18 protein-coding genes and 1 tRNA gene are annotated in these 17,291 nt (G+C 31.7%); 12 read left to right on the top strand and 7 right to left on the bottom strand.

Features of this window, described 5'->3' with window-relative positions:
- The 7 genes from V6251_RS04270 to V6251_RS04240 form a co-directional block, all read left to right on the top strand.
- A partial coding sequence (locus tag V6251_RS04270) for a T9SS type B sorting domain-containing protein (protein WP_341587156.1) occupies positions 1–1,663 on the top strand: 1,663 nt, incomplete at its 5' end.
- A gap of 66 nt (positions 1,664–1,729) precedes the next feature.
- A complete protein-coding gene (locus V6251_RS04265; protein ID WP_292949745.1) occupies positions 1,730–2,662 on the top strand; it encodes a PorP/SprF family type IX secretion system membrane protein in 933 nt (310 codons plus the stop codon).
- Between the two features lie 19 nt (positions 2,663–2,681).
- A complete protein-coding gene (locus tag V6251_RS04260) occupies positions 2,682–4,595 on the top strand; it encodes an OmpA family protein (RefSeq protein ID WP_341587155.1) in 1,914 nt (637 codons plus the stop codon).
- Positions 4,596–4,714: 119 nt separating this feature from the next.
- A complete protein-coding gene (gene idi / locus V6251_RS04255; protein WP_145002512.1) occupies positions 4,715–5,257 on the top strand; it encodes an isopentenyl-diphosphate Delta-isomerase in 543 nt (180 codons plus the stop codon).
- On the top strand, positions 5,235–5,645 hold the full coding sequence (locus V6251_RS04250) for a 6-pyruvoyl trahydropterin synthase family protein (RefSeq protein ID WP_341587154.1): 411 nt from the start codon (positions 5,235–5,237) through the stop codon (positions 5,643–5,645). The genes idi and V6251_RS04250 overlap by 23 nt, the downstream gene beginning before the upstream one ends.
- A gap of 94 nt (positions 5,646–5,739) precedes the next feature.
- Positions 5,740–6,009, top strand: a complete 270-nt coding sequence (locus tag V6251_RS04245) for a hypothetical protein (RefSeq protein ID WP_145002506.1) — start codon at positions 5,740–5,742, stop codon at positions 6,007–6,009.
- A gap of 59 nt (positions 6,010–6,068) precedes the next feature.
- A tRNA-Thr gene (locus V6251_RS04240) sits at positions 6,069–6,142 on the top strand.
- A gap of 111 nt (positions 6,143–6,253) precedes the next feature.
- On the opposite strand, the gene V6251_RS04235 is transcribed toward V6251_RS04240, so the two are convergent.
- From V6251_RS04235 to V6251_RS04215, 5 genes are all read right to left on the bottom strand, one after another.
- Positions 6,254–6,952, bottom strand: coding sequence for a DUF4369 domain-containing protein (locus tag V6251_RS04235; protein ID WP_292949735.1), 699 nt, complete (start codon positions 6,950–6,952; stop codon positions 6,254–6,256).
- Between the two features lie 50 nt (positions 6,953–7,002).
- Positions 7,003–8,310, bottom strand: a complete 1,308-nt coding sequence (locus tag V6251_RS04230; RefSeq protein WP_341587153.1) for a DUF819 family protein — start codon at positions 8,308–8,310, stop codon at positions 7,003–7,005.
- A 426-nt stretch (positions 8,311–8,736) separates the two neighbouring features.
- Entirely contained in the window at positions 8,737–9,666 is a 930-nt protein-coding gene (locus V6251_RS04225) for an alpha/beta hydrolase (RefSeq protein WP_341587152.1), read from the bottom strand.
- 380 nt (positions 9,667–10,046) lie between these two features.
- A complete protein-coding gene (locus tag V6251_RS04220) occupies positions 10,047–10,640 on the bottom strand; it encodes an alpha-ketoglutarate-dependent dioxygenase AlkB family protein (protein ID WP_341587151.1) in 594 nt (197 codons plus the stop codon).
- 3 nt (positions 10,641–10,643) lie between these two features.
- Entirely contained in the window at positions 10,644–11,003 is a 360-nt protein-coding gene (locus V6251_RS04215) for a DoxX family protein (protein ID WP_341587150.1), read from the bottom strand.
- A gap of 44 nt (positions 11,004–11,047) precedes the next feature.
- Between V6251_RS04215 and V6251_RS04210 the strand changes: the two genes are divergently transcribed.
- On the top strand, positions 11,048–11,713 hold the full coding sequence (locus V6251_RS04210) for a M15 family metallopeptidase (protein WP_341587149.1): 666 nt from the start codon (positions 11,048–11,050) through the stop codon (positions 11,711–11,713).
- A gap of 3 nt (positions 11,714–11,716) precedes the next feature.
- Here V6251_RS04210 and V6251_RS04205 read toward each other — a convergent pair whose 3' ends face one another.
- Positions 11,717–12,088 carry a VOC family protein gene (locus tag V6251_RS04205; protein WP_341587169.1) on the bottom strand — a complete coding sequence of 124 codons (372 nt, stop codon included), beginning with the start codon at positions 12,086–12,088 and terminating at the stop codon, positions 11,717–11,719.
- A gap of 129 nt (positions 12,089–12,217) precedes the next feature.
- A complete protein-coding gene (locus V6251_RS04200; protein ID WP_292949723.1) occupies positions 12,218–12,868 on the bottom strand; it encodes a YceI family protein in 651 nt (216 codons plus the stop codon).
- A gap of 166 nt (positions 12,869–13,034) precedes the next feature.
- Here V6251_RS04200 and V6251_RS04195 point away from each other — a divergent pair, with 166 nt between their 5' ends.
- The 4 genes from V6251_RS04195 to V6251_RS04180 all read left to right on the top strand — a co-directional run bounded on the left by V6251_RS04195 (position 13,035) and on the right by V6251_RS04180 (position 17,286).
- The gene (locus V6251_RS04195) at positions 13,035–13,592 is read left to right on the top strand and encodes a nucleotide exchange factor GrpE (RefSeq protein WP_145002482.1); all 558 of its coding nucleotides are present in this window, start codon (positions 13,035–13,037) and stop codon (positions 13,590–13,592) included.
- 7 nt (positions 13,593–13,599) lie between these two features.
- Positions 13,600–14,721: a molecular chaperone DnaJ gene (gene dnaJ / locus V6251_RS04190; RefSeq protein WP_191100984.1), complete on the top strand. Its 1,122-nt coding sequence runs from the start codon at positions 13,600–13,602 to the stop codon at positions 14,719–14,721.
- 325 nt (positions 14,722–15,046) lie between these two features.
- Entirely contained in the window at positions 15,047–15,970 is a 924-nt protein-coding gene (locus tag V6251_RS04185) for an ABC transporter ATP-binding protein (protein WP_145002476.1), read from the top strand.
- 2 nt (positions 15,971–15,972) lie between these two features.
- Positions 15,973–17,286 (top strand): ABC transporter permease, encoded by a 1,314-nt coding sequence (locus V6251_RS04180; protein ID WP_341587148.1) that lies wholly within the window; start codon positions 15,973–15,975, stop codon positions 17,284–17,286.
- The last annotated feature ends 5 nt before the right edge of the window (positions 17,287–17,291 follow it).

Below are 17,291 nucleotides of genomic sequence, written 5' to 3'. Positions count from 1 at the left end.
TGGAACAGATCCAAATGATGCATGTGAGTATGTAATCGCAAGTATTACATTACCAATCGACTCAGGCGCAGATTGTGATAACGACGGATTATTAGATGTAGAGGAGATTACAGGCGTAGATGATCCATCTACACCAGCAGATCCAGCAGGAAACACAACAGACCCAACAGATCCAGATACAGATGGAGACGGAGTAACAGATGGACAAGAAGCATTAGATGGAACAGATCCAAATGATGCATGTGAGTATGTAATCGCAAGTATTTCATTACCAATCGACTCAGGCGCAGATTGTGATAACGACGGATTAACAGATGCAGAGGAAATCACAGGAGAGGATGATCCATTAACACCAGCAGATCCAGCAGGAAACACAACAGACCCAACAGATCCAGATACAGATGGAGACGGAGTAACAGATGGACAAGAAGCATTAGATGGAACAGATCCAAATAACTCATGTGAGTATGTAATCGCAAGTATTTCATTACCAATCGACTCAGGCGCAGATTGTGATAATGATGGATTAACAGATGCAGAGGAAATCACAGGAGAGGATGATCCATTAACACCAGCAGATCCAGCAGGAAACACAACAGATCCAACAGATCCAGATACAGATGGAGACGGAGTAACAGATGGACAAGAGGCATTAGACGGAACAGATCCAAATGACTCATGTGAGTATTTAGAGTCAAGTATTACATTACCTCAAGATGAAGTATATCTTGCAGCTGATTGTGATGGAGATGGTGTGACAAATGGTCAAGAAATTATTGATGGTACAGATGCATTAGATCCTTGTGATTACTTAGCAGGAAATCAAGACATAACTATAGTTTCTGAAGAATGGGAAGCTTTAGATTGTGATGGTGATGGAGTAATTAATAGTACAGAGATATTAGATAGTACTGACCCACAAAACCCATGTGATTTTATTGCAGCAAGTACGACTGTGGCTCAATCTACTGAGTGGTTAAATGGAGATTGTGATAATGATAACGTTCCTAACGGAGTTGAACAATCTGAAGGTGATACTGACGGAGATTCTATACCAGATTATTTGGATACAGATGATGATGGTGATGGAGTGGATACTATCAATGAAGATTATGGTAACACGGATTTTGAAGATGGAGATATAGATCCAACAGGTGATAATGATCCTACTAATGATGATACAGATGGAGATTCTATACCAGATTATTTAGATACAGATGATGATAATGATGGTATACCAACTGAAGAAGAGTATCCGGATCCTGACAATAATGGTATTGGATTTGGTGATGATGCAGTCGACAGTGATGGTGACGGTTTACCAGATTATTTAGATGTAAATAACGCATCGCCTCAGGAAGATGATTTAGAGATATTTAATGCTGTTACACCTAATGGCGATGGAGATAATGATGTGTTTATCATTAGAAATATTGAATTATATCCAGAGAATACAGTTAAGATTTATAACAGATGGGGAGTAATTGTTTATGAAACGTCTAGTTATGGTTCTGTAGGAAATTATTTTAATGGTAGATCAAACGGAAGAGTAACAATTCAAGAAGATGAATTATTACCTGTAGGAACATACTTTTATGTAGTCGAGTATACTGTAGAAGGAGAAACTAAATCTAGAGCAGGATATTTATACCTACAACGATAATAAATCTATAGAGGCAGTGTTAAAGCTGCCTCTTATATAACAAAATAAATTCATACCTTATTTCAAATGAAAAATAAAATTTTAATATTAATAGCTGTATTAAGTTCATTTTATGTAACAGAATTATCTGCGCAACAAGATGCACAATATACACAGTATATGTACAATACTTTAAGTATAAATCCAGCATATGCAGGTTCTAGAGATGGACTTAGTGCTTTATTATTGTATCGTACGCAATGGGTAGGATTAGATGGAGCTCCAGATACAGGTAGTTTCAATATCCATTCTCCTTTTGGTGATGAGCAAAATGTCGGATTAGGTTTATCTGTTGTAAATGATAGGATTGGACCAACGCAAGAAACCTATTTTGATGTGTCATTTTCTTACTCTATAAATACGTCAGATGAAGGTAGATTATCTTTTGGTTTGAATGGTGGTGGAAGTTTGTTAGATATAAAATATTCAGAATTAAGCTCTTATAATAATGGAGATGTATTATTACAAAGTGATATTGATAATAAATTTTCACCTCAAATAGGAGCTGGTGTTTATTATCGTAATTCAGATAAATGGTATTTAGGATTATCAGTACCAAATATACTTGAAACTAAATATTTTGACGATGCTTCTTTATCTCAAGCTTCAGAAAGAATGCACTTTTATTTAATGGGAGGTTATGTTTTTGATATTAATCAGGATTTAAAATTAAAACCAGCTTTTTTAGTTAAACAAGTTTCAGGATCTCCTCTACAGGCAGATTTAACTGCAAATGCTTTGTATAAAGATAAATTTACAGTTGGATTAGCATACCGTTGGGATGCTGCAGTTAGTGGATTGTTAGGGTATCAGGTATCAGAAAGTTTAATGTTAGGTTTTGGTTATGACAGAGAAGTAACAGATTTAGGTCAGACTAAGTTTGATGCTGGTTCTTTCGAGGTATTTTTAAGATTTGAACCTAGAGATTTAACTAAAATTTTATCACCAAGATTCTTTTAAAACATAGATAACAAAGATTATGAAAAATAGATATATACTTTCTACTTTAATTATTGCACTATCATTTAATCTAACATTTGCTCAAAATGATGGTATTTCTAGTAGTACAGAAAAAAAGTATGATAAATTATCCTATGTTGAAACAACAAAGGAGTTATTAAAGTTAATTGAAAAAGGTAATAAAACACCAGAAGTTTATAAAAAACTAGCTAATTCATATTATTTCAATACCAAAATGGAAGACGCTTCCAAGTGGTATGGTGAAATGTTTAAATTGGACGCAGTAGTGGAGTATGAGTACTATTATCGATATGCGATGAGTTTAAAAGCTATTGGTGACTATGAAGGTGCAAATGCTAATATGAAAAAATTTGCTGCTTTAAAGCCAAATGATTCTAGAGCAATATTATTCTCTAAATCTCCAAACTATCTTGAAACTATCGAATCACTTTCAGGTGATTTTGAATTGGAAAATTTAGATTTAAATTCTCGTTTTTCAGATTTTGGAACCTCTTTTTATAAAGGTGGAATTGTTTTTGCTTCTTCTAGAGGTGACGGTAAATTATATAAATGGAACGAACAGCCATTTTTAGATTTATACTATCAAGCCAACGATTCTAGTGCTGTAACCCCTTTATCTACAGCTATAAATACTAAATATCATGAGTCTTCAACATCTTTTACTCATGATGGGAATATCGCATATTTTACTAGAAACAATTATTTTCATGGTAAAGTCAGAAAAAGTAATGAAAAGGTAAATGGATTAAAAATTTTTAAAGCCGAACTTAAAAATGGCGCTTGGTCAAATATAGTTAGTATGCCATTTAATAATGACGATTATAATGTCGCGCATCCAGCCTTAAGCTTAGATGAGTCTAGATTATATTTTGCTAGTGATATGCCAGGTACTCGAGGTAAATCTGATATTTATTATGTAGATATTTTAGAAGATGGTACTTATGGCGAACCAGTAAATTTAGGAGATGCTATCAATACAGAAGGAAGAGAAAATTTTCCATATATAAGTAATAATGGAACACTATATTTCTCATCAGATGGACATCAAGGTCTTGGTGGATTAGATGTATTTATGACTAAGTTAGATGACCCAAGTCAAACAGTTACCAACTTAGGTAAACCTATTAATAGTTCTAGAGACGATTTTGAATTTATAATTGACGAATTTTCAAATATTGGATACCTAACTTCTAATAGATACAATGGTAAAGGAGATGATGACATTTATAAGTTTTCTAGATCATTTTGTACGCAATTAGTGTCTGGTACAACAGTAGACAAAACAACTAATATTATACTGCCTTACGCAAGTGTTGTTGTTTTAAATGAAAAAGGAGTAGAGGTCCAAAACTTGACATCAGATCAAAACGGTTCCTTTAGTTATGAAGGACCTTGTAACAAGCAAAAATTTAATATTATAGCATCTAAAGATGGTTATACACAATCAGACCAAACGTTTGTTGTTAATCCTAAAAAGAAGGAAGATGTTGTTTTAAAATTAAACTTAACACCTGAAACAACATTACCTGCAGAAGTTGGAATGGATTTAACCGAAGTTTTAAAATTAAATCCAATCTATTTTGATTTTGACAAGTCTAATATAAGACCAGATGCAGAATTAGAGTTAAAAAAGGTAATAGATTACATGAATAAGTATCCAACGGTTAGAATTGATGTACAATCACATACAGATTCAAGAGCATCAGATGACTATAACTGGGCTTTATCAAATAGAAGAAACGTATCTACCAAACAATACATTATTCAAAAAGGAGGTATTGAGCCAGATAGATTAGAAGGTAAAGGTTACGGAGAAACTATGTTAGTTAATAGATGTAGTAACGGAGTTAAGTGTACCGAAGAAGAACATGATTGGAATAGAAGAAGTAACTTTATAGTTATTAATAGATAATTTCAACTATATTAATATGGAAAAAGCATCTCAATTGAGATGCTTTTTTATTAAAATTAACTTAAAACAAAAATTAGCCCAAGTCTAATTATTAACTTTGTTTTTATCAAATATTTTTAATGAAAGAAGAACATGTAATTTTAGTAAACGAGTTTGATGAGCAAATTGGACTAATGCCAAAAATGGAAGCCCATGAAAAAGCATTATTACATCGTGCATTCTCTGTTTTTGTTTTTAATGATAAAAATCAGTTAATGCTACAGCAAAGAGCTTTAGGTAAGTACCACTCTCCTGGATTATGGACTAACACATGTTGTAGTCATCAACGTGAAGGAGAAAGCAATATACAAGCTGGTACAAGACGTTTACAAGAAGAAATGGGTTTTGTAACACAACTTGAAGAAAAAACATCTTTTATCTACAAAGCTCCTTTTGATAATGGTTTAACAGAGCATGAATTGGACCATATTATGGTTGGTTATTATCAAGATCAGCCAATTATTAATAAAGATGAAGTTGAAAGCTGGAAATGGATGTCTTTAGAAGATGTAAAAGCAGATATTCAAAATCAGCCAGAACTATATACAGCTTGGTTTAAAATAATTTTTGATAAGTTTTATCAATTTATAAATATTAGTGATGAAAGTAACAGTCAGTCGTAAAGCCCATTTTAATGCAGCCCATAGATTATATCGTAAAGATTGGTCCATGGAAAAAAATGATGAAATCTTTGGAAAATGTAACAACCCTAATTATCATGGTCATAATTATGAGCTTATAGCTAGTGTTACGGGAGATATTGATCAAGAAACAGGTTTTGTAATTGATGTTAAGATTTTAAAAGACATCATTAAAATGGAAGTAGAGGATGCTTTTGACCATAAAAACCTAAACCTGGATGTTGCAGAGTTTAAAGATTTAAATCCAACAGCAGAAAACATTGTCGTTGTAATTTATAATAAAATCAAAGCCAAATTAAAACAAGGCTTGGACTTGGAAGTAACACTTTACGAGACACCAAGAAACTTTGTATCCTATTCTGGTAAATAACATACATAAATTAAATAAAGGCTTTAAATTGGATTTAAATAGTTCTAATTTCGAACTTTAATCGTAGCTTTGCACTTAAATAAATTTTAAAATTATGGCAAATAAAAGAGACCTAAAAAAAGACATTAATTACGTTTTAGGAGATATTATTGAAGCAGTTTACGTTTGGGAATACACAAACACTGATAAAGACAACAAACAAAGTGAAGCGATCATTGATGACGCAATAGTAACTTTTGACGAGCTTATAACTAAGACTAATGCTAAAGACGTTGATAACAAAAAAGCACATTTTAACGCTGTTAAAAAAGAGCTTGAAGATAAGGGTCGTGCATTAATTGAAAGAATTAACAAATTAGGTTAATTTTTTTTTAAAAAAAGCTTGCAGATATCATTAAGAGAATTATATTTGCAAACTCTTTTGCCGATGTAGCTCAGCTGGCTAGAGCAGCTGATTTGTAATCAGCAGGTCGTGGGTTCGAGTCCCTCCATCGGCTCAAAAAAGCTTCTCTTAATTGAGAAGCTTTTTTTTGATTTAACATCAAAATTTTAACAATAAAAAAAGCCATCTAAATTTAGATGGCTTTTTTTATATGAAACTATTTTTTCTATTGCTCAGTACGTTTAATTTCGGCAATGTATACTTCTAATTGCTTTCCATATTTGGAGGCTTTAATTTCAGGCGTAAGTACTTTACTAATGGTGTCTAAATAAATAACATTAGCATCGTAAATTTCCGAAAGTGCTAAATATGGAGCAACTTCACTATCCTTATGTGTTACAGCAAAATTAGCAGTGTATAAATACTTTCTTTTCTTAAAGCTATTCAATATGGCTTCAGTTTGTTTTAACTTGACAGTGTCTTTGTCTCTTGCTGCTTCAATATATTCTTTAGTTAAGTCTAAATTTTTATTATTAAACTTTCCTATCATACTCAGATACTCTTCTAAAACATCATGTTGCTTAGATCCTTTTATTTTAGCATCGTAAGAAAACCCCTTTAAAGTTGTATTAATTTCAGTAATACCTTTATCAGCAAAAAAGGATATTCTATCATCTTCTTTGGTGTTTTTATTTAAATATAAATAAAACATTTCTGGCTCATCTATGTCTGATTGTAACGTAAATTCAGGAGAACCATTAACAACAATAGAGTCCACAGTCACTAAAACAGTATCGCTTACCTTTTTTAGGTATATTGTCCCTTTTTTTAATCCTTTTACAGTCCCTTTGACTGTCAATTTATTAGCATCATTTCCGCAAGAAAATAAAGACACCAATACTAATAATGCAATAATTTTTTTCATTTAAAACTTATTTTTAAGGTGGCAAATATCAATTAAAAAACAGAAAAATACTAACCTCCAGAAGCTAATTGCATTAAAATTGTACAACCAATAGCTGCTAACGTTCCGACAGCATATCCAAATACTGCTAAAAGAACACCAACTGTCGCTAAAGATGGGTGAAAAGCAGAAGCTACAATTGGAGCAGATGCAGCACCACCTACGTTAGCTTGACTTCCAACCGCTAAAAAGAAATAAGGTGCTTTAATAAGTTTTGCAACTCCAATTAAAAGTAATGCATGAATACCCATCCATACAAATCCAATAGCTATAAGACCAACGTTATCAAATATAGAACTAATGTCTATTTTCATTCCAATGGTTGCAACTAAAATATATATAAAAACACTACCAAATTTACTAGCACCTGCGCCTTCATAATTTTTAGCTTTAGTAAAAGACAATAATATAGCTACAAGTGTTGCAATACTAATCATCCAGAAAAACGAACTATCTAAAAACGTAAAAGTATTTTTTAAAGTAGTAGATTTTATTCCCGAAATTATTTCTCCAAAGAAAGGCGCTAAATTGTCAGCACATAAATGTGCCATACTTACAGTTCCAAAAGCTATGGCAGCCAATAACATTAAATCTGTTAAGCTTGGATTACGTTTAACACTTTCAGTAAATGTGGACATTTTATCTTTTAGTGCCTCAATAGAGGATGTATCTGCTTTTAACCATTTATTGATACTAGCACGTTTTCCAATACCAATAAGTAGGATTGCCATCCATACATTAGCGACAACTATATCAACAAATACCATTTTTCCGTACTCAGCTTGATTATAACCGTAAATTTCTAACATTGCGGTTTGATTAGCACCTCCTCCAATCCAGCTTCCGGCTAAAGTAGATAAACCTCTCCAAACAGCATCAGGGCCTATTCCGCCTACTGTGTCAGGTGATATTGTGGCAATTAATAGTATAGCAATTGGTCCACCAATTACAATACCTATTGTACCTGTAAAAAACATGATAAGTGCTTTCCATCCTAAATTAAAAACTGCTTTTAAATCAATGCTTAATGTCATTAAGACTAGTGCTGCAGGTAATAGATATCTACTAGCTACATAATACAAGTTGGTTTTATGTGCTACTATGTCACCAGTTTCGGTTGTTGTTTCCCATTCTGGAGCAATTAGACCTATGGTTGTTAGTATAGCTGGCAACATATATGCCATAAACAAGCCAGGAACAATCTTGTAAAATTTTTCCCAGAAACCGCCTTTTAAAGATTCTGTATAAAATATTAAGCCTAAGGCAATCATTAACACTCCAAAAACAATAGTGTCGTTAGTAAATAATGGTTCACTCATAATTTTAATTTATAGATAACGCAAAATAATCAAATAATATGGTTATTAAAACATTTAAAAACAAAGTTTGGCACAGGATTTGTATAATATAAATTGTAATTATTTATGATGACGTTCTAATACTAGGTGTGGTTACCTAAACAGAAAATAGTAATAATTACATTTGGTTGGTTAGTATGAAAAAGCATCCCTATAAAGGATGCTTTTTCTGTTTTTAATTTTAATAAACCTTTAACACTACAAGATGTTAGTTAGTTTGTTTTGGCACGACAATTGTAATATTATAAGTGTAATTACTTATGATGACTTTCACACAGGTGTGGTTACCTAAATGAAACGAGTAGTAATTATCATATTTTTGGTTGGTTAGTATGAAAAAGCATCCTTTTTAGGATGCTTTTTCTATTTTAGAATGTTTGATAATTTTTATTTGGTTGTAATAAAAGTTATAATACTTGTTAATAAACCATCTGCTAATGGTCTATGCGATTCGTTATAAGATTTAGAATTTTCAAGGTCATCACCTTCAATAGTTACCATAACATGATTCATGTTTTTTATTATTGTTATAGAAGCATCGCTTGCAGCCTCTTTTAATAATAAAGCTTCGGTTTCACTAACTTGTAAATCCTTAGTTCCGTTTATTACTAATGTTGGTATGTTTAAGGTACCCATTATATCAATTGGATTGTGTTTCATCCAACTCATAAAAAAACGTTGTGTTTCAATATTAAAAATGGATGTTAAAGCTTCAGGATAATCTAATGTTGTTTTTCCTGTTTTTAAAATAGTAAACACGCGTTTTGTATCTTCTGTAAATTGTGGTGCTGTTTTTTCTATTTGTTCTATAATAACATTGTCTATAGTTTGTCCTGCTCCAGCTATGGATATAAAGCCACTAGCTTTATCCTTTGCTGCTAGCATACCAATTAGGCTTCCTTGATCATGTCCTATAATGTATATTTTATTATATAGATTTAGATTTTTAAAATAGTCTAATACTGTACTGGCATCTGTTATAAAATCATCAAAAGATAAATTAGGATCTACGTTGTTTTGTCGTATTTGTTTAACAATACGCTTGTCGTATCTAAAGGTTGCAATGCCACTATTGGTAAGTCCGATTGCTAATTTTTTGATGTTATTAGTCTTTAAAAAGTTTTGATTACCATCTCTATCATTGGGTCCATATCCTGCTATAATTATGGCTAAAGTTGGTTTGTCATCATGCAAAGGTGTTAATAATGTTCCATTTATGTGTTTGTTTACAACGATATCTTTAGATGTAAACGTTACATCTTGGGCACTGGCTGTAGATAATATAAAAAACAGAATGATTATAAGTTGTGATTTCATTTTAATGGTTTTAACAAGTAAGTCAAATAGGATGCCAAATATTAAATTATGCTATTCAAAGTTACACTTAAAATTTGGTATAAAAATAATGTTTAAAAGGATTTTAAAAAGTGTTTTTAATCGTTTTTTGGTGTGTTTTAATCGGTGAATGTTAAAATTTAGTGCATTTCATCGATTTATAATGTTTTTTATCGTTTTGCTTCGAGATAAGCTTTATGTTTGTCTTGTGCTAGAAATTACATACTTTTAGTTCAATGGATTAATTAATTAATATTTGCATTGTTAGGTTAGTTTGGATAATCTAAATTAATTTAACACAAAATGCCAAATAGCAAAAAGCCAAGGTTGAGGGACCTTGGCTTTTATGTTTATAATACTTTTTATTTTATGATTCTAAAAGTTAAATTAATTCTAGGCATTATTTGTTTTTTGGTTTTAGCAATCTGATGTAACCAATGATGTTGCGTGCTACCCTTCATTAATAATAAGCTACCATGCTCTAGTAATAGTTTTTGCTTTAATGATTTGTCCGTTTTATGTTTGAGATTAAAATATCGTGCTTCGCCAAAACTAACAGAGGCAATTATAGGATTTATACCTAAAGATTTTTCGTCATCAGCATGCCAACCATTGCTATCCTGACCATCTCTGTATAAATTTGCTAAGCATGTAGTAAATTTTATGTTTGCTATAGTTTCTACTCTTTTTTTTATTTCGCTTAAAGCGGAAGTAAAGCCATGTGGGTGCATTGTAATATTGGAATAACTATAGGGTTTGTTATTGGTGCTAAATAAAGCAGTTAATCTGGGTTGTGCATGCGTTTTTCCAAATAAAGTAATGTTATCTTGCTGCCAAGGGATGTCATTAAATAGCAAATCGTAATAATTGGAAGCTTCGTTTATGTCAAAAAAATTAGGAAAATAACTAATCTCAGCATCTGGCAAATTAAGTTTGATTTCTTCTGTAAAAAGCATTTCTTAAAATTTAAAATACCAAAATGCCCAATACATTAGCCCAAATTGTAACGGAAGACGTAATAACAAGATCCATTTTGGTAGTCCAACCGAAGCTTTTGTTTCAGTTAACATATATATGTGGACCATTAAAAATAAAAGCAACATTAATATTATACCATAAATTGAAATAGCTTTTAATGCAGGAATGCAGACTGTTATACCTAAAACTATTTCTGCAATACCACTTAATTTAACTAGTAGTTTATGATTTGGTAAGTATCTTGGCATGATGCGTAAATACATTTTAGGTTTAATAAAATGCATAACACCTGCAAACACATAAATTGCTCCCATTAAATATAGATGCCAAGGATAGGTCATAATTAGTTTTTTATTTTATAAATTTAGCCTATAAAATTTAAATCATGAAGTATAATTTAGCGCTTTTACTAACATTTTTTACAACTATTAGTATTGCACAATTAAGGGATGGATTTGTCTATGCTCAAGATATAATTCAAGATTTAGATGTAGAGTTAAGGTATTGTAATGATGATAACTTTGTAGGAGAACAAATTGATGGTTACAATAAAGAGGTTGTGATTATGACAACATTAGCAGCTAAAGCTTTAAAAAATGTACAAGATACCCTTAAAAAAAAGGGGCTAGGTTTAAAAATTTATGACGCTTATAGACCACAACAAGCGGTAAACCATTTTGTATGGTGGGCAAAACAAGTTAATGATACCTTAAAAAAGCAAGAGTATTATCCAAATGTAGATAAAAAAAATCTTTTTAGTCAAGGTTATATTGCCTCCAAATCTAGACATAGTAGCGGAAGCACAGTAGATTTGACAATTATAAATTTAAAGACAGGAAAAGCTTTAGACATGGGTAGTCCTTATGATTTTTTTGGTCCAGAATCTTGGGTAAGTAATACTAAATTGACATCAAAACAGCAGGAAAATAGACAACTATTACAACACGTCATGTTGACAAATGGCTTTAGAAATTACCCAAAAGAATGGTGGCATTTTACCTTAAAAGGAGAACCTTTTAAAAATCAATATTTTGATTTTCCGGTAGAGTAAAGTTTAAACATGTTGATCTACTAAAATTTGGTTACCATCAGGATCCAGTACCACAAAACTTGCAGGACCTTTGGTGGTCGTGTCAGCTTCAGTAATAAAAGAAATATTATTATCTTTTAATTGTTTTTGTATGGACCTAACATCATCAAAATCTTTTAACGGATTAGCGTTTTCATCCCAACCAGGATTAAACGTGATAATATTTTTATCAAACATACCTTGAAAAAGTCCTATTAACGCATTACCATTTTTCATTATTAAATAATTTTGTTCAAGTTGTCCACCAAAAATTGTAAAACCTAAAGTTTCATAAAATTGCTTTGACGCAGTAATATCTTTTACTGCTATACTTATTGATAAGGCACCTAAAGTCATTGTAAATTTATATTGGTTAGTATAGGCTAAAGTTATAATTTTTTTTAAGGGTTTGTAGTGTAATGTCATTATTAGAAATAAAAAAAGCCACAACGTTAATTGTGGCTTTTTCTATAAAATATATAAAGGTTAAGCTTTTTTAGCTTTAACAGATATTTTTATTTCAACATCATCCTTAATTAGTTTATCTCCTAATGAAGCAGCAACATCATCGCTTGTTGCAGAGTTGTACATAATGTTCCATTCTGTTCTATCTAAAGTAAATGTATCACTTGTAATTGTAACATCATCACCATTTACAGCTACTAAAGCAGGAAAAGTAATGTTTTTCTTAATTCCTTTTAGTGTTAAGTTACCGCTAATATTGTTTCCTTCTACTTTTGTAATTTCAAATGCAGCAGTACCAAATTGCGCTACATCAAAAAAGTCTTCACTTTTTAAATGACCTACTAGATTTGCGTTAGCTTCTTCAGTTTCAGGAATGTCAGTACATTTAATAGTGTTAATGTCAAACATAAAGTTTCCACCAACTAATTTGTCTCCTTCAAACTCAGCAACTCCAGTTGATACATTAATAGTACCTTCATGTCCACCAACAATTTTGTTAGCTTTCCATATAATCATAGAGTTGTCAGCATCTGCTTTATATTTAGCAGCTTCTGTGTTTTCAGCTACAGCTTCAACTTCACCTGTTTTTGCTTCCTTAGCATCACTTTTACAAGCAACAACACTTAATCCAACGATTGCTACTGCAAAAAGGTTTAATACAATTTTTTTCATGATATAAAATTTTAGTTTTAGTGATTTAAAGTGCAAATATATAAATAATCTTCCATGGAAACTAATTATTTGTTTGTTAAAAAAAAACAATGACATTTTGACATTTTTAATAGTAATGGCAGTACTTTTGCCATCCCAATTACAGTATTTTAAATTAAGTACAATAATGAGCAAGAAAAGCAACAACGAAACAAACATAGAAGAAGAAATTAATTCTACTTCAAATCAAGCAGAACAAGCAACAACACAAGAAGAGGTTGCAGAAGAGTTATCTGTGGAAGAGCAGTTAAAGGCTGATTTACAACAAGAAAAAGATAAATTTTTACGTCTTTTTGCCGAGTTTGAAAATTATAAAAAGCGTACATCTAGAGAGCGTATTGAATTGTTTCAAACTGCAAGTAAGGATGTAATGGTATCTATGTTACCAATTTTAGATGATTTTGAACGCGCTTTATTACACATCGACGATGACAAAGAAGCAGAAGAAATGCGTAAAGGTGTCTTATTAATTTATAACAAATTATTACAGACATTACAACAAAAAGGATTGTCTCAATTAGAAGTTAGAGCAGGTGATGTGTTTAATGCAGATCATCATGAAGCGATAACACAAATACCAGCACCTACTGAAGACTTAAAAGGTAAGATTGTAGACGTTATAGAAAAAGGTTATAAACTAGGCGAAACTGTTATACGTTTTCCAAAAGTAATAATCGGACAATAAATTAAATATGGCTAAAAGAGATTTTTACGAAATATTAGGTATAAATAAATCAGCATCTCAAGCTGAAATTAAAAAAGCATACCGTAAAAAGGCAATCGAGTTTCATCCTGACAAAAATCCTGATGATAAGGATGCTGAGTCTAAATTTAAAGAAGCAGCAGAAGCCTATGAGGTATTAAGTGACGACAATAAAAAAGCACGTTACGACCAATTTGGACACCAAGCATTTGAAGGTGGTGGTGGAGGCTACAGTGGTGGCGGAATGAACATGGACGATATTTTTAGCCAATTTGGTGACATCTTTGGAGGTGGAGGTTTCTCTGGTTTTGGAGGTGGCTTCGGTGGAGGTGGAGGACAACGTCGCGTTAAAGGTAGTAACCTACGTGTACGTCTTAAACTTACTTTAGAAGAAATTGCTAATGGTGTAGAAAAGAAAATTAAAGTTAAACGTAAAGTTCAGGCACCAGGTACTACTTATAAAACATGTAATACTTGTAATGGAGCAGGTCAAGTAACTAGAGTTACAAATACTATATTAGGTCGTATGCAAACAGCTGCACCATGTCCAACATGTAGTGGAGCAGGACAAATAATAGACAAAAAACCAAGTGAAGCTGACGCACAAGGTATGATTGCAAAAGAAGAAACTATTCCAGTTAATATACCAGCAGGAGTAGTAGACGGAATGCAACTTAAAGTATCAGGAAAAGGTAACGAAGCACCAGGTAATGGTGTGTCTGGAGACTTACTTGTAGCAATAGAAGAGGAAGCACACGAGTCTTTACAACGTGAAGGCGATAATCTACATTATGATTTATACGTAAGCTTACCTGATGCAATACTAGGAAACTCAAAAGAAATTGACACAGTTACCGGAAAAGTACGTATCAAGATAGAAGCAGGAATGCAATCTGGTAAAATATTACGCTTACGCGGAAAAGGTATTCCTAGTATTAATGGTTACGGTAAAGGAGATTTATTAGTACACGTTAACGTATGGACACCAAAAACATTAAACAAAAAACAAAAAGAGTTTTTTGAAAGTATGAAAGAGGACGAACACTTTTCTCCTAAGCCAGAGCGCAGTGATAAGTCATTTTTTGAAAAAGTAAAAGACATGTTTTCGTAACAAAAAGCATAAACTAAATTTTAAAAGCTCACATTTTGTGAGCTTTTTTTTGCTTTTTGTTTAACTATTTAAATCATTTAACATCTTATTTAATAAAAAATAGTATATTTGGTTTATCGCTAGCCTAGCTAGTGATAATTTTTCTTTTTCATAGCAATTTTTTCCCATCCTTTATTTATTTAGAGGGTGGGTTTTGTTTTATATAAAAAGATATTTCTTCCTTTAAGTTAAAAATACCTAAATCAGTAATGTTACTATTTTAACATTTTCTATATTTACAACTAAAGCTAGTGTTAGCTTAACTAATCAATCTTAATAAATAACGATGAATAACCTTTTAGAGGTGCACCAAGTATCTAAAAAATTTGGAGACTTTACAGCACTAAATAATGTGTCTATTACTGTTCCAAAGGGTAGTATTTTTGGTTTGCTTGGTCCAAATGGAGCAGGAAAAACAACTTTAATTAGAGTCATTAACCAAATAACAATGCCAGATTCTGGACATGTTTTGTTGGATGGAGAAGCTTTAAAAAATCACCACGTAAAAGATATTGGATATTTACCGGAAGAGCGTGGATTATATAAATCCATGAAAGTTGGCGAGCAAGCTTTGTACTTAGCACAATTAAAAGGTATGCAAAAAGCAGAAGCTAAAAAACGCCTTAAAATGTGGTTTGAACGCTTAGAGATTGGAGACTGGTGGAATAAAAAAATACAGGAATTGTCTAAAGGTATGGCACAAAAAATTCAGTTTGTGGTTACTGTCCTGCATGAACCCAAATTATTGATTTTTGACGAGCCCTTTTCTGGGTTTGATCCAATTAATGCAAATTTAATAAAAGATGAGATTTTAAGACTAAGAGATGAAGGTGCAACCGTAATTTTTTCTACACATCGTATGGAGTCGGTTGAAGAGTTGTGTGATCAAATAGCCTTAATACATAAATCTAACAAAGTATTAGATGGTAACCTAATGGATATAAAACGCCAATATAAAAGCAATACTTTTCAAATTGGTATAAATCCAAACAATGATAATTTAGAACAAGAGTTAGCAAGTAAATTTAGTGTGACACCAGCCGAATTTAAAACACTAGAAAACGACTTAAAACTTAATATTAAGTTATCTAATAACGAGTCGGCTAATGACCTATTAAGCTACCTGACTAGTAAAGGACAGATTTCTCACTTTGTAGAAGTTATTCCAAGTGCCAACGATATTTTTATTCAAACAGTAAAGAATAACTAACCATGAACCATCTTCCACTTATTATACAACGCGAGTATTTAACCAAGGTTAGAAACAAATCATTTTTAATAATGACGGTCTTAAGTCCGTTAATATTTATAGCTTTAATAACTGTCGTTGTATATTTATCTCAGATGAATAACAATAAACAGCGTGTCATTTCGGTATTGGATGATTCGGGAATGTTGACTGAGGTTTTTAAAAATACAGATAATACAAAATATAACCTCCTGACAGGTTTAACTTTAGATAATGCAAAAACTATAGTAGAAGAAAAAGGAGATTATGGCTTGCTTCATATAAATAAATTAGAAAATTTTGAAAATGCAGCTACTAGTGTGCAATTTTATTCTGAAGAATCACCATCCTTATCTGTAATTTCTTCATTAGAAAATAAAATAGAAAAAGAGCTAACCAATCTTAATATGGCAAGTCAAGGTGTCGATATAGAGATGATTAAAGCGTCTAAAATAAAGATTAACATTGCACAAGAAAATTTTTCTGGTGTCAAATCATCTAAAATTGACAGTGTGGTTAAACTTGCATTTGGTGGTGCAGCAGGTTATTTACTATTTATGTTTATCATTATTTATGGTAATATGATAATGCGCAGTGTAATCGAAGAAAAGACAAGTCGTATTATAGAAGTTATCATTTCTTCTGTAAAACCAGTGCAATTAATGTTAGGTAAGATAATTGGGACATCTCTAGCAGGAGTGACTCAGTTTATTATATGGATTATTTTAGGAGGTGTCTTACTAACAGTAGTCTCTGCTATTTTTGGAATTGACTTTGCACAGGCACAAACACCACAGCAAGAAATTATGCGTCAAGCAATGGCTAATCCAGATGCAAGCATGAAAGTACAAAGTTTATTTACAGCATTTTATAACTTACCACTCACCAATTTGGTAATTGCATTTTTATTGTTTTTTATAAGTGGCTATTTATTGTATAGTTCTTTATACGCAGCAATTGGCGCAGCAGTAGATAACGAAACAGATACGCAACAATTTATGTTACCTATTTTAATGCCATTAATATTAGCAGTTTACGTTGGTATGTTTACAGTAATAGAGGATCCACATGGTACGGTAAGTACTATATTTTCGTTTATACCGTTCACTTCACCTGTAGTGATGTTAATGAGGATTCCGTTTGGTGTGCCAATTTGGCAACAAGTAGTATCGTTATTACTATTGGTTGGTACCTTTATGTTTACGGTATGGTTTGCAGCAAAAATTTACAGAGTAGGTATATTAATGTATGGTAAAAAACCAACTTATAAAGAGTTGATTAAGTGGATTAGATATTAATTTTT

The sequence above is a fragment of the Olleya sp. Ti.3.14 genome, assembly GCF_038154885.1.
Taxonomy (GTDB): Bacteria; Bacteroidota; Bacteroidia; order Flavobacteriales; family Flavobacteriaceae; genus Olleya.
This window is presented reverse-complemented; position numbering and strand designations above follow the sequence as displayed.